Below are 14,011 nucleotides of genomic sequence, written 5' to 3' on the forward strand. Positions count from 1 at the left end.
ATTTCATCGGAACTCTAGCGCAAATGTATTAGGTTTTGTGAATGAAGTTTTGGTAAATTATCAAATTAAGATTTTCACTTTTTCAGAGGCCACGTGTTGGAATTGAGTGTCTCAAAACACAGCACGACTTTGGGCTGTGCACAACATTTTTGAAACGCAGATCCTCTGCTGTACGGTGCTGAATTTATTCTTCTTCTGAAGAAAAATTGTCTGTTTGGGGGGCTTGAGTTTGGTGTTTTGCTTTGAGTTCTTTTTCCCAGATGAGGTAGTTTCTAAAGGGGAAAGCGATTTTTAAATTGTATCCTGTTTGGACAGGATGTTTTTCTAGGATTTGTCCTAGTTTGGTGATTTCGTAAATGCGATGTTCTTCTTCGTAGGGGATAAATGTTTCGACCTCTTTACTGATTGAATGAATTTCAGCCACGATTTTGGTTTTTAGAGCAGGAATGCCTTCTTCGGTTTGAGCACTCACCACGCAGAAAGGACGTTGTTTAATTCGAAATTGAGCTTCAATGGGAGCCGCATCTTTTTTATTAAACACATAAATGATGGGCTTTTCATTCCACTTAAACTCTTCGATCAATTTATTTACAGCTTCAATCTGAATTTCAAAATCTGGATTTGAAAGATCAATCACATGCAGCAAAATATCGGCTTCACTGGTCTCTTCCAAAGTCGCCTTAAAGGCTTCGATCAGATGAGTGGGAAGCTTTTGAACAAATCCCACAGTATCCGTTAGAATCACATTGGGGGCTTTATCCAAGTGCATTTTTCGAGTCAAAGGATCAAGGGTGGCAAACAGTTGATCTTCAATTAAGGGTTCAGAACGGGTCAACGCCTTTAACAAAGAGCTTTTCCCAGCATTGGTGTATCCGATCAAGGCCACTTGTATGGCCGCAGAGCGACTGCGGCGAATCTCCTTGCGATGCTTTCGGACTTTTTCTAATTGTTTACGGATGACTTGTATGCGTTCGCGAATACGACGGCGGTCCATCTCCAAAGCCTTTTCCCCTGGGCCCCGAGTTCCGATTCCCGCGCCTAGTCTGGAAAGTGAGCCTAACCATCCTCCCACCATACGTGGTAATTGATCAAGATGTTGAGCCAGTTCCACTTGCAGTTTTCCTTCATGAGTCTGTGCACGTTGAGCAAAGATATCAATGATGAGCTGACTGCGATCTAAAACTCGCACGCCAATTTCTTTTTCTAAGTTTCTTAACTGTACTCCAGAAAGTTCGTGGTCAATGATCACCACATCTGCGGAAAGATCAGAAGCCAAACGTTTGATCTCTTGTACTTTGCCTTCACCAATAAGTGTAGCTGGTTGGATCTTTTCGGTGTGCTGATAGACGGAGGCAATGACTTCGCCCCCAGCAGCCTCGATAAGCTGTTCTAATTCAATCAAATCCAATTTTACACGTTCTAAACTTTGGCTTTTTAAACCAAACCCGACAGCGATCACGCCATCAGGTGTGGGTTTATTATTTTTATTGATATGATCAGTGGGCATAGATTTCTGGTTGAGTCTGACGTTGGGTGATGTCATGAGCAACAAGAGCTAGGGCGTTGACAATGTCACCGACAAGACCTGTGCGCTGAACAATGTTGCAAGGTTTTTTCATACCTAATAAAAGCGGGCCCACCACTTCGGCGTGAGAAAGCTGCTGAATGATTTTGTAAGAGATATTGGCCGCATCCAGATTAGGGAACACTAAAATATTAGCACCACCATCTTTGAGTTCAGAAAATGGAAACAGACGGTTGAGAATGGTAGGGTTGACGGCAGCATCAGCTTGCATCTCTCCGTCGACAATAAGATCAGGACGATATTTTTTAGCAAGTTCTGCAGCAAATTTCATTTTTGCTGCCCCTTCTGTGTCGCCAGAAAAATTAGTGTAAGACAGCATAGCCACGCGTGGTGTTTGTCCATAACTGGTGGCAAGATCTGCGACATCTAAAGCAATGTGGGCTAAAGTTTCTGCATTAGGGTTAATGCACATGGTGGTGTCGGCAAAGAAGAACATTTTACCGTCAATCAAAACAATGTTAGCTCCCGCAGCGCGCCTGTCTTTACACACACCCACTGCTTCAAGAAGTGGTTTTACGCATTTAGCGTAACTTTGTGATGCTCCAGATACAACACCATCAGCGTCTCCCATTCTGACCATCATGGCTGCAAAATAATGGGGATCTTTAAGAAGCGAGTCCACTTCGGATTGTAAAAGTCCACGACGACAACGAAGTTTAAAAAGTTCCTGGGCGTACTCTCTAAATCTGGGATGATCTTCGGGGCTGATGATTTCAGCATTTTTGATCAAATACAGTTCGTTTTTATCGGCTCTTTTTAAAATGGTGTTTCTGTTTCCAATGATGACAGGGTGGGCAAAGCCTTCTTCTAAAACCTGTTGCACGGCGCGGAGTACTTTACGACTGTTTCCTTCTGGTAAAACAATGCGGGGTTTCGTTTTAGTTTTTTTATTATAACTTTTAACTTTGTTGATCAACGGTCTTATAAATGTTTTCTTTTGACTTAAGTAAGACTCAAGTTGATCTACATACTTATCAAAGTTTTCAATAGGTTTTTGGGCTACGCCAGTGTCCATGGCGGCTTTTGCTACGGCGGGAGCGACTTTTAAAAGTACACGAGTATCAAAAGGTTTGGGAATGATATAGTCTTTACCAAAGTGAAACTCTTGGTCTTTATAAGCTGAAGAGACCTCGTCTGGGACGGTTTCTTTGGTGAGTTCTGCTAGAGCACGAACAGCTGCAAGCTTCATCTCTTCATTGATGGTCGTGGCGCGCACATCTAGTGCTCCTCTGAAAATATAGGGAAAACCTAAAACGTTATTCACTTGATTGGGAAAATCACTGCGTCCAGTGGCCATAATCAAATCTGATCTTAAACTCATGGCGTGATTGGGATTAACTTCAGGGTCTGGGTTTGCTAGCGCAAAAATGATGGCATTAGAATTCATCGACATGATCATGTCATCAGTAAGAATGTTAGCAACGCTTAAACCCACAAAGACATCCGTATTTTTAATAGCGTCGGCTAAAGTTCTGTGTGGTGTTTTACGGGCAAACTCTTCTTTGTATGGCCCCAAATCAGTTCTTTCTGTTTGAATGACACCCTTAGAGTCACACATAATGATGTTTTCTTTTTGAATTCCTACTTTGACAAAAAGTTTAGCACAAGTTATTGCAGCCGCGCCTGCTCCGTTAATCACCACTTTGGTTTCATTCATTTTACGATTAGTCAGCTCACAGGCATTGGTTAAAGCTGCGGCAGAAATGATGGCGGTCCCATGTTGGTCATCATGAAACACAGGGATATTCATCTCTTCTTTAAGGCGTTTTTCAATTTCAAAACAAGCAGGTGAAGAGATGTCTTCCAGATTGATCCCTCCAAAAGTAGGTTCAAGACTTTTTACAATCTGGATGAATTTTTCAGGATCAGTTTCATTGATTTCAATATCGAACACATTGATATTGGCAAACTTTTTAAATAAAACACCTTTACCTTCCATAACTGGTTTTCCCGCCAAGGCACCAATATTGCCAAGGCCTAAAACGGCAGTTCCATTGGAAATGACTGCCACAAGATTACCTTTAGAAGTGTACTCAAAAGCAAGTCCAGGGTCTTTGGCAATTGCACGACAAGGCACTGCCACTCCAGGAGAGTAAGCAAGTGCTAGAGCATGCTCAGAACTCACATCTTTAGTGGTGTTGACTTCTATTTTTCCAGGATAAGGGTAGGTATGATAAGTTAAAGCCTCTTCTTCAAAGGATGCCAATTTAGATTTGTTCTCACTAAAGATCGTGGACATAAATTCTCCCAAAAACCGTGCATGTTTTAAAATTGCTTATTTCAAAACTGGTAATATAATCAATAATTACAGACTTAGCACCACTTATTCACTATTTTAAGAAACCAGACAAGGGCAATTCCTAATAATGTGTTTATCAAGCTACAGATTGACAGTGGGAATTAGAGTTTTGGACAATAGACACTTAAAGCATCCACGGAGGATAAACTATGAGCCAAAGAGAAGTTGTGATCGTTGAAGGTGTGCGCACTCCATTTGCAAAATCAGGCGCTGATCTGGCAGGGGTTCACCCCTCAGAATTGGGAACGGTGGCTTTAAAGGAGCTGCTTCAAAAAGTGGCTTTGGATGTGGGTCTCATTGATGAGGTGATCATGGGCAATACAGGGTCGCCTTCGGATGCGGTGAACATCTCAAGAGTAGTGGCCTTAAATGCGGGAGTCCCTCTTAAAACTTCGGCTTACACTGTGCATAGAAACTGTGCATCAGCCTTAGAAAGCATTGCCTCAGGTTATGAAAGAATCAAATCAGGCACTATGGATGTGGTGGTCTCTGGTGGAACTGAAAACATGTCTCAGATGCCTTTAATTTGGAATCATGAACACATGAAGCGTTTTAACAAACTTGCTGCGGCAAGAACGGGAGGGGCTAAATTGAAAGCTCTCTTGTCCCTACTGATGGCCAACATCGGTCAGGTGAAAGAGATTGCCACAACCTCACCTATGAAAAACACAAGACTCAAACCCCGCATCTCCTTAGTGGAAGGACTCACAGACCCTTTTGTGGGCATTAACATGGGACAGACTGCTGAGATTTTAGCCAAAGAGTTTGGTCTAAGCCGTGAAGAGCAAGATCGTTTTGCCATGAATTCTCATCACAAAGCGGGAAAGGCCCAAGAAAATGGAAACCTTGCTGAGGAGATCACCCCAGTTTATCTACCGCCTAAATATAATAAAATCGTAGAGCAAGATGTGGGTCCAAGAAAAAATCAATCGATGGAAGCTTTGGCAAAACTCAAACCCATTTTTGATCGCAAATATGGAACGGTCACTCCTGGAAACGCCTGCCCCATCACCGATGGCGCGGCTGTGTTGCTTTTGATGGACTCAGAAAAGGCCAAAGCCTTGGGTTACAAACCTCTGGCTAAAATTAGATCTTACGCTTTTGCGGGGCTTGAACCAGAGCGAATGGGACTGGGACCTGCTTACTCCACACCTATAGCTTTGAAGCGTGCGGGTTTGACCTTAAAAGACATCGACAGAGTGGAACTCAACGAAGCTTTTGCCGCCCAAGTGATGGCCTGCCAAAAGGCGATGGCCAGTGACAAGTTCTGCCAAGAAAAGTTAGGGCTCACTTCGGCTGTGGGTGAACTGTCAGATGACATCCTTAACGTCAACGGAGGAGCCATTGCCCTAGGACACCCCGTGGGTGCTACAGGTACAAGATTAGTTCTGACACTGATGAAAGAACTTAAACGCAGCCAAAAACAATTTGGTCTAGCCACCCTGTGTATCGGTGGTGGACAAGGTGGCGCTATGGTGATCGAAAACTTAAACTAGTGGAGTGGAGAAAGTAAAAGCATTGAGTGCGCGTCCAACCCCAAAATTGAAAATGTGAACAACTGGATGACAGAGTAAAAAAATAGTAAAAATTTATATCCAGATTAAAATTGAAGTGAAGCCAAAAAGGAAAGTCATATATGAGCATGGAAGAGAGTTTAAAATTAGTCAGTAAAGGCGAGTACGTTGTTTTAGAGTTAGATTTACAAGGGGAGAAAGTGAATAAGCTTTCCACTCCTGTGATGCTGCGTTTAGAAAAGCTCCTCGAAGAGGTCAAGAGTTCCAGCTATAAGGCTTTGGTGATTTTGTCCAAAAAGAAAAATATTTTTATCGCAGGGGCCGACATCGAAGAGATTAAAAGTTTTACCGACAAAGACGCTTTTTCTGAGGCAGTGGAGCGTGGGCAAAACATCATGAACCATATTGAAGACTTAAAAATCCCTGTGATCGCAGCCATTAATGGTGCCTGTATGGGAGGGGGTACAGAGTTAGCCCTAGCCTGTGACTATCGTGTAGCCTCCGATGCGGACTCGACAAAAATTGGTCTTCCTGAAACTCAGCTAGGGATCATTCCAGGCTTTGGAGGTTGTGTAAGGCTTCCACGTGTGGTGGGACTCATTCAAAGTTTACAGATCATTTTACCTGGAGGATCCGTGCGCGCGGATAAGGCTTATAAGATTGGTCTTGTCGATGAAGTGATCCCTGAGACCGTTTTTGAGTCTAAGGTGGAGGAGTTTGTAAATGCCATTCTTAAAAAAGGAGCTAAGAAACGCCGTAAGGTCTTTTCTCCTAGTTTGACAGGTAAGCTTATGGAAAGCCCGCTCCTTAAATGGAAGATCTTTTCTGAATCCAAAAAAGGTATAATGAAGCAAAGTAAAGGTCACTATCCTGCACCCTTAAAAGCCCTTGAGGTGGTGCAAAAGACCTATGGCATGTCTAATCGAACAAAAGCTTTGCGTATTGAAAGAGAAGGCTTTTTAGAAGTTGCACTCACAGACATCAGTAAAAACTTAATTCAACTTTTCTTTTGGATGGAGAACATTAAAAAACGCAATGGTCTTCCTGCGGGAGCCCCTGCTGTAAAGCCTCGTGAAATTAAAAACATGGCGGTTTTAGGTGCAGGAACTATGGGCGGAGGGATTGCTCAGCTCGCTGCTGATAAAGGGGTCAATGTGCGTATGAAAGACCTCTCTAACGAGGCTCTTAAAAAGGGCTTTGAGGCCGCTGCGGACATTTGGAACAAAAAGGTCAAGCGTCGTCGTATGACAGAAAAAGAGCTGCAAACTAAAATGGGACATTTGACAGGCACGATGGACTATTCTGGATTTCAACACATGGATCTAGTTGTAGAAGCCATTGTTGAGGACATGAACATCAAAAAGAAAGTGATCGCCGAAACCGTAGCTCAATGTCCTAAGGACTGTATAATTGCCACAAACACTTCGTCTTTAAGTGTGAATGAAATGTCAGAGGCTCATCCAAGACCTGAGAACTTTGTGGGTCTGCATTACTTTAACCCAGTTCATAAGATGCCTCTGGTTGAGGTCATCCGTGGGAAAAACACCAGCGATGAGGTGACTACAACAGTATTTGAATTCGCAAAACGTATGGGCAAAACCCCAGTGGTGGTGAATGATGGTCCTGGATTTTTGGTCAACCGCTTACTGTTACCGTGGTTGTCTGAAGCTCTCTTCATTCTTGAAGACGGCATGGATATCAAAACCGTGGATAAATATTATACCCATATTTTTGGTATGCCCATGGGGCCTTACAGACTGATGGATGAGATCGGCATTGATGTGTGCATGAAGGTGCTAAAGATCTTTAAATCATCGTTTGGAGACCGTATGGAAGTCTCAAAACTGGTAGAAAAGGTTTCACAAACAGATCGTTTAGGCAGAAAAAATAAAAAAGGTTTTTATAAATATGATGAGAAAGGCTTTGCCACTGAAGTGGATACGTCCGTGTATGCCGACCTAGGGCTACCAGCACCTAAAGCAAATATCCCAGCGGGCGAGGTGATTGATCGCGGTGTGTACGCTATGGTCAATGAGGCGGCTTTGGCTTTGTTAGAGGATAAAATTGTAGAGTCCGCAGAAGAAGTGGATGTGGCTATGATTTTTGGTACGGGTTTCCCTCCTTTCCGTGGTGGACTGCTGAAGTATGCTGACAGTGTGGGAGTGAAAAACGTCGTAGAGCGACTTGAAGCTTTTGAATCCAAATACAGCTCAAGGTTTAAACCCACAGAGCCTTTGAGAGAGCTTGTAAATAACAATAAAACGTTTTACTAAATGAATATGAGTCCATGTCCTGTTGTCGTCGTCGGCGATATTATTTTAGATGAATATTGGTATGGGGTTTCAGAGCGTATTTCTCCAGAAGCTCCTGTGCCTGTTGTTCTTAAAAAACAGTCCACGAGCCGTTTAGGTGGAGCCGCTAACGTCGCTTTAAATATCAAGACTCTAGAAGTTCCCGTGCATCTAGTAGGAGTTCTAGGCCAAGACGAAGCGGGGGCGAAAGTGAACGCTTTACTCCAAGAGCACGAGATTGGGACAAGTTTGGTGCAAGAACCAGGTTTAACCACGATTCAAAAGCTTAGAATTTTAGCCAACAATCATTACATTGGGCGAGTAGATTTTGAAGAGCCCTTTACGCCCGAGCCTCAAGAGCTTTGGGCTCGTATTCCTGAGTCTGTGGAGTATTGTGTTCTTAGCGATTATGGCAAAGGGACTTTGACCAGCAGCAAACATAAAAGCGTGGTGTCTTTACCCGAAGGCCTCATTCAAAACTTAAATGCTAAAGGCTGCAAAGTGCTTGTGGACCCCAAAGCCAGCTTTGATAACTACCAAGGGGCATGGCTGATCAAGCCCAATAAAAAAGAATTTGAAACCTATGTGGGTGAATTTTACTCCCGTGAAGACCTGATTCAAAAAGCACAAGAGGCTCTTAAAACCCATGGCATTAGTAATATGCTTGTGACTCTGGGTTCTGAGGGGATGATGCTGATCAGCGAAAACCAGCACCAGCACTGGCCTTCAGAGGCTTTGGATGTCTTTGATGTGACAGGAGCTGGGGACACGGTCATCGCCACATTAGCAAGCTTTATGGCAAAAGGGTCTTCACTGGTGGAAGCGGTGGTCCAAGCAGGTAAAGCCGCTGCCATAGCTGTAGGCAAGAAGGGTGTATATAACGTGAAATTACAGGAGCTTAGCTAACTTTTAAAGTTGATCTGGTTCCAAAATGGCACACAGCAAAAATCGCAAAAAAACCAAGCAAAGTTTTCACGACATGGAATTTAAGAAAACCCTTGTTTTTCTGTAACCCAGATGGATTTATCTAAGAAAAACAGTAGTTTAAGCGTAAAATTTCAACACATAATTATCTTTTATATCATCCATATAAATTTTGCTTATCTCTAAGCCCCTTATTTCTTGACAGAAACGCGCCCTTAAACAAAAACTCTGGTCTCAATTTGGGTTCATTTAAGAATCTGATTAGAAATTTAAGAACCAATAAAACCGTGAGGGGATAAAATATGGAATTTATAGCAAGCATGTCAGAAGCATTTGTAAAAGGTGGATTTTGGATGTGGGTGATTTTAGGTCTTCAATTAGGATCTTATGCCATCATCATCGAACGAACCATCTTTTTATACAGAAAAAGTAAAATTGGACAAAGAAAGCTTGTAGACAACTACGAGAAAGACATCAGAACTGGACGCTTAAATGAAGTCAAGGATGCTGCGCAAAAAACAGAAGAGCCTGTTGGCCAAGTTGTTGCTGCGGGTGTTGAAGCGGCTATCAACTGGGGTGGTAAAGATGAGATTCGTGGTAAAATGGACGAAGTGCTTTTGGATACCAACTCTCAATATGAAAAGCGCACAAACTTCCTAGCCATGCTTGCTAACGTTGCCACTCTAACAGGTCTACTTGGAACCATCACAGGGATGATTAAGTCATTTACTGCGGTATCTACTGCAAGCCCTATGGAAAAAGCAGTTCTACTTTCTTCAGGTATTTCTGAAGCGATGAACACAACAGCTTATGGTCTGATTGTGGCGATTCCAGCTCTTGTCGCTTTTGCGATCTTAGCTAACAGAGGAAACCAATTGTCTGAAGATTTAAACCAGGCTTCATTAAAAGTTTATAACTGGTTGAGCTACTCTTATGATCCAGCAGAAAGAGCTGTTGGCATTGATGCTCCTAAAAAACCTAAGGCTCAAACTGTAGACGCTTAATTTAAAACGAAAAAGGCCTATATGTGTCTAAAAGACCATGTGGGTGAAGGTCTAAGGAAGTATCTCTCACGGTTCAGTAAAAAACTTAAGAGATACAAGAAGAGAGAGTAAGAGCTTAAAAATCAAGCTCAAAAAAACGTCCTAGAGGGGTGTAAGTTGAAAAGAGATAAGAAAAACCTAGATGTGGAAGTGGATTTAGTATCCTTTATTTCGCTACTCTCAGTATGTATCTGTTTCTTGCTATTAACAGCAGTGTGGATACAAATTGGTTCTCTTAATGTAAAGCAAGCAGTAGGTGGTCAGTCTGCAGCAGAAACTAAAAAAGTTCCTGCAGTGTGGACGCAGATGCAGAAAGATGGAAGTTTGGTTCTTAAATTTCAAGATTTCCCCAACACAGCTTTACGTTCTTTAGGGAAGCAAACTGTAGTGAATCCTGGTGAAGAAGGAAAAATCAATTATGAAGAGCTTGAAGCCAAGCTCGCCTCTTTAATCAAAGTGGTTCCAGACCTTAACACAGGTTTGATTTTACCTTTAGGTGACACAGAATACGAAAATGTCATCCAGCTTATGGATAATTTAAAAAAATCAGGGCTTACTAACTTAGGCGTATCTCCGCTTTAAAAAGGAATGAGGGGTAATTGTGGCAGAAAGTGTTTTAGAACAAACAAGTTTAAACAGTCCTATTGAAGGAAGCTCAACGCTAAATCCAAAAGGACAAAGGTTCAAAAAGAATCTAGTCCAAACGGTGATGTTGACTTCACTAGTAGATGCCTTTTCAATTCTAGTGGTTTACCTGCTGATGAGTTATAGCAGTTCTGGTGAGATCATGTACATCTCTAAGGACATGGTGTTGCCCACGGCTATGGAAGCAGAGACTTTAAACCGTCAAATCACCATTAAATATGAGGATGGTAGCTACTTCGTTGAAGACATTCAAGTGACTAAGGATGAGCTATTCCCAACCTTACTAAAAATGAAATTAGACTTTAAAGAAAAGTATCCTGAGTTGGATTCAGAAAACCAAATCATTATCCAAGCGGATAAGGGCGAGAAGTTTATTGATTTAAATTGGATCATTCATGCCAGTGCACAAGCAGGTTTTGAAGAGATTAAATTTGCGGTGTTGACTGCAGGGTAAGGGGACATAGATGAAACAAGGGTTGATTTTCAGTCTTTTAGCGATCTTGATGATGCCTACTGCACACGCATCAATGGATGAGGCCACTCGTGAACGTCTAATTGAGAAGTTCACTAAGGTTTACCAGCAAATCGCTGATGAAGAAGAGGCTAAAGTGAATGTGACACTCAGATTGGGTGACATGTTGGCTGAAAAAGGTCGTGACCTTGCCAATAAAGAATTAGGTGAAGGTTGTGGGGTTTGTACTGCGGGTGATGAACCTCGAAAACAGGCTCTAAGATATTATAGCGAGGCTGTGGGATTCTTAAAAGATGACAGAAAAGCTTCAGTTCAATTGCAAATGGGACACTTACAAGAGCTTTTAGCACTAGAATTAGACGCTATTAAGTCCTATGAGTCTGTCTTTAAAAATGCAAAAAATGAAAAGCTCACGGCAGAAGCCAACTTTTCATTAGGTGAACTTTATTTTAAGAAAAGAAACTTTCCGTTAGCTGCATCCTACTTTCTAAAGGTGATGAATGCTTCAGACGGTGTAGGTAGAAAAGGTCTTTCTGCTTATAGAAAAGCATGGTGTGAGTTTAATGCTGGGAACTACTCTAAAGGCACAAATGAACTTGTAACGATATTGCAGTCACCCAAGTTTTTAACTCGTTCTGCGGATACAGGCGTTGTTTCTGTGGATGAAGAGTTTAAAGATGAGATCACTAGAGACCTAGTGGTTTTTATGGTTAAACGCGGCTACCAAGCTAACGATTTTGACGTCATTTATAAATTAGGAAAAGACGACACAAAGATTGATCACTTGACCAACTTTGCTGAAGAGTTAGAGCGACTAGGTGAAGTGAACAACTCTATTGAAGTTTGGAACAAATTATTAGGAAAATTAAAAGACCCTATTCAAAAATGGGGTGGACAAGTCAGATATGCGAACTTGTTAAGAGAAAATAAAAAAATCGAAGACTCTTTAAAAGCCTTTGACCGTGCGTTGTCTTTTGGGGCGGGTCAAGATTCATGTCAAACAGACACATGTAAAGAAATCAGACTTAGAGAAAGAAAGTATGTTTTAGATTGGCATAATAGCATTAAGAAGAATCCTACCGAGGATCTTTCTAAGGCTTATGCGATTTATAACCGTTATAATAAAAACGAGCCTGATATGATGTATTGGGCGGCTGAAATTGATTTGACTCTTAAAAAACCAAAAGAAGCTTTTACTGGTTTTGCTAAAACTGTAGAAATTTATCCTAAAGCACAAGCTGAAGATGAAAAGAAACAAAAAGAGTTAGCCCAAATGTATGAGGCTTCTTTGCTTAAAAGAATCGAGATTGCGGAAGATCAAAAACTTCCTGAGCTAGCAAAAGTGTATGAAGCTTACTTAGCGGGCTCTAAAGATAAAGCTCAAGACGTCAAAGTGAAGTATCAATTGGCGCGTTTGGCTTATGACAATAAAGACTACATCAAAGCTTTTAATCAGTTTAAAGATTTTGCGATAAAAACTAAATCTACTGATGCTGAGGATGTTAAGCTAAAAGAACAAGCGGCGGATTTGGCGTTAGACTCTTTGGTTCTAGCTAAAAGAGATGATCTTATGATCTCTGCTGCAGAAGAACTTTCAGAAGCTCTTCCGCAAAAATCAGCAGAATACCAAGGTATTGTTCGTAAGGCTGTGATCAACCAGTCTTTAGAATTAGCACAAGATAATGGTGGTAAGGCTCAGGCAGGAAGTAAAAAGGCCTTAGACTTACTTAAAAAAGCGGATTTTAGTGGTGCTACAGAACAAGAAAAAGAAGTGATTTTAAAGAACAAAATCATTCTTGCTGAACAGATGGGTCAGATCAGTGAAGCTATTGGTTATGTGAATCAATACCTCACTTTACCGAAGCTCTCTAAAGAAAATCAGCAGTTTGCATACACTAAAAAAGCATGGCTATCAGAGCTTGTATTTGATTTTTCTGGCGCACTAGAAGCCACAAAAAATATTGAAAGCTTAAAAGAGCCTGCACGTACATTACAATTAGCGCTTTTAACGGATTTAGCTGGCGGAGATTCTTCTGTTCTGTTTAAAGAGTATATTGAGAAGAACCCTAAAGCCGCTGAATCTCCAGAAATGGCTTTAGACCTTATTAAGAAATCAAATGCGGCGTGGGCAGAGTTTAATAAATACAAAACTGTATTGGAAAGTAATCCTGCACTTTGGAAAGACGCTTTGCTGGTCTCCTATGAACAGAATCCTTCTTTACCAGAGCTTGCTAAAGTTCTGAAATGGAACGAAACGGATAAGAAGTTCAGAGTTGAAATTTTACAGACTCAGATGATCAAACCTGAAATTGCCACTCGTGCTCAAGCTTTAGCGGCGATGGCAGTGGATACAGAAGATCAAAACAAAATGGGCAAAGACATTCAAGCAAGAACCAAAGCCATTAAAGATTATGAAGCCTTTGTGGCCGACATCTTAAAAGCGGATATTTGGTTTGGACAAGTCTATGCTCTTGATGTTTTGGCTAAAGAATCACAAAGATTCTATGAAGAGGTGATGAGCCTTCCTATTCCAGAGGAACTGACTCCAGAAGAGCAAAACCAGTATATGAACTTACTGGCTCAAAGTGCTTCTCCATACCAAGCTAAAAATCAACAGATCACAACAAAGCTTGCTGAGATTTGGAACGAAAAGAAGGCCGTAAAATCTGTGTTCTCTGAATTAGGTAAACAGCCTAAGTGGGTGCAAAACCTTTGGGTGAAAGAATATCAAGACCTAGCAGGTGTCGCTCCTAAGGAGTTCAACACTTTCGTGGCTTCTGAAGTGGGCAAGTTCCAAGGTGCTGAGGTTGTAGTGGCTAAAAAATCTGCGGATGTTCCTTTGAAAGACATGATGAAGGTGCGCTCCAAAGTTATGGCTGAGCCTTTTAACAAAGGTGTCTTAGGGCAATTATTAGATATCGAAAAACAAAGAAAACAAGACAAGATGGTCATTTATTTAGAACAAAGACTATCAAAGATTGATCAATTAAAAGGTGGGGTAACGAAATGAGGATACTAATCGCAATTCTATTGTCACTGAGCTTTGCAAGTGTAGGTTTGGCAGCTCCCAAAAAGAAATCAACAGAAGTCAGTTTTGATGAGCTGTTGATTCAAGGTCAGTACCACTTTTCTGATGAGATCGTAACTACAGTGGAACAAGATAAAGTTTTGGACGCGTTACTAGGTTTAAGAAAAGACTTTAAAGATAAAATGAAAAGATCGGCAAGTAGGTACTAAC

10 protein-coding genes and 1 pseudogene are annotated in these 14,011 nt (G+C 41.5%); 8 read left to right on the top strand and 3 right to left on the bottom strand.

Going from position 1 to position 14,011, the window contains the following annotated elements:
• Nucleotides 1-184: 184 nt before the first annotated feature.
• The 3 genes and pseudogenes from hflX to M9899_09755 form a co-directional block, all read right to left on the bottom strand.
• Nucleotides 185-1,507, bottom strand: coding sequence for a GTPase HflX (hflX, locus tag M9899_09745; GenBank protein ID MCO5114443.1), 1,323 nt, complete (start codon nt 1,505-1,507; stop codon nt 185-187).
• Nucleotides 1,497-2,501, bottom strand: coding sequence for a phosphate acyltransferase (locus tag M9899_09750; GenBank protein MCO5114444.1), 1,005 nt, complete (start codon nt 2,499-2,501; stop codon nt 1,497-1,499). Before M9899_09750 ends, hflX begins: the two co-directional genes overlap by 11 nt.
• A 66-nt stretch (nt 2,502-2,567) precedes the next feature.
• Nucleotides 2,568-3,824: pseudogene (locus tag M9899_09755) on the bottom strand (NADP-dependent malic enzyme).
• A 209-nt stretch (nt 3,825-4,033) separates the two neighbouring features.
• Between M9899_09755 and M9899_09760 the strand changes: the two are divergent.
• The 8 genes from M9899_09760 (at nt 4,034) to M9899_09795 (ending at nt 14,010) form a co-directional block, all read left to right on the top strand.
• Nucleotides 4,034-5,380 (top strand): thiolase family protein, encoded by a 1,347-nt coding sequence (locus tag M9899_09760; protein ID MCO5114445.1) that lies wholly within the window; start codon nt 4,034-4,036, stop codon nt 5,378-5,380.
• A 140-nt stretch (nt 5,381-5,520) separates the two neighbouring features.
• Nucleotides 5,521-7,671 carry a 3-hydroxyacyl-CoA dehydrogenase NAD-binding domain-containing protein gene (locus M9899_09765; GenBank protein MCO5114446.1) on the top strand — a complete coding sequence of 717 codons (2,151 nt, stop codon included), beginning with the start codon at nt 5,521-5,523 and terminating at the stop codon, nt 7,669-7,671.
• Entirely contained in the window at nt 7,672-8,595 is a 924-nt protein-coding gene (locus M9899_09770) for a PfkB family carbohydrate kinase (GenBank protein ID MCO5114447.1), read from the top strand.
• 320 nt (nt 8,596-8,915) lie between these two features.
• Nucleotides 8,916-9,617, top strand: coding sequence for a MotA/TolQ/ExbB proton channel family protein (locus M9899_09775; protein ID MCO5114448.1), 702 nt, complete (start codon nt 8,916-8,918; stop codon nt 9,615-9,617).
• Nucleotides 9,618-9,773: 156 nt separating this feature from the next.
• Nucleotides 9,774-10,238 (top strand): biopolymer transporter ExbD, encoded by a 465-nt coding sequence (locus M9899_09780; protein ID MCO5114449.1) that lies wholly within the window; start codon nt 9,774-9,776, stop codon nt 10,236-10,238.
• A 19-nt stretch (nt 10,239-10,257) separates the two neighbouring features.
• Nucleotides 10,258-10,755 carry a biopolymer transporter ExbD gene (locus tag M9899_09785; GenBank protein MCO5114450.1) on the top strand — a complete coding sequence of 166 codons (498 nt, stop codon included), beginning with the start codon at nt 10,258-10,260 and terminating at the stop codon, nt 10,753-10,755.
• Nucleotides 10,756-10,765: 10 nt separating this feature from the next.
• A complete protein-coding gene (locus tag M9899_09790; protein ID MCO5114451.1) occupies nt 10,766-13,783 on the top strand; it encodes a tetratricopeptide repeat protein in 3,018 nt (1,005 codons plus the stop codon).
• Nucleotides 13,780-14,010, top strand: a complete 231-nt coding sequence (locus M9899_09795; GenBank protein ID MCO5114452.1) for a hypothetical protein — start codon at nt 13,780-13,782, stop codon at nt 14,008-14,010. Before M9899_09790 ends, M9899_09795 begins: the two co-directional genes overlap by 4 nt.
• Nucleotide 14,011 lies beyond the last annotated feature (1 nt).

The organism is Pseudobdellovibrionaceae bacterium (assembly GCA_023954155.1).
In the GTDB taxonomy this organism is placed as follows: domain Bacteria; phylum Bdellovibrionota; class Bdellovibrionia; order Bdellovibrionales; family UBA1609; genus JAMLIO01.

What these genes read in the sequence shown, in the direction of transcription:
- hflX (MCO5114443.1), bottom strand. Translation starts at nt 1,507, where the DNA reads ATGCCCACTGATCATATCAATAAAAATAATAAACCCACACCTGATGGC.
- M9899_09760 (MCO5114445.1), top strand. Translation starts at nt 4,034, where the DNA reads ATGAGCCAAAGAGAAGTTGTGATCGTTGAAGGTGTGCGCACTCCATTT.
- M9899_09765 (MCO5114446.1), top strand. Translation starts at nt 5,521, where the DNA reads ATGAGCATGGAAGAGAGTTTAAAATTAGTCAGTAAAGGCGAGTACGTT.
- M9899_09770 (MCO5114447.1), top strand. Translation starts at nt 7,672, where the DNA reads ATGAATATGAGTCCATGTCCTGTTGTCGTCGTCGGCGATATTATTTTA.
- M9899_09775 (MCO5114448.1), top strand. Translation starts at nt 8,916, where the DNA reads ATGGAATTTATAGCAAGCATGTCAGAAGCATTTGTAAAAGGTGGATTT.
- M9899_09790 (MCO5114451.1), top strand. Translation starts at nt 10,766, where the DNA reads ATGAAACAAGGGTTGATTTTCAGTCTTTTAGCGATCTTGATGATGCCT.
- M9899_09795 (MCO5114452.1), top strand. Translation starts at nt 13,780, where the DNA reads ATGAGGATACTAATCGCAATTCTATTGTCACTGAGCTTTGCAAGTGTA.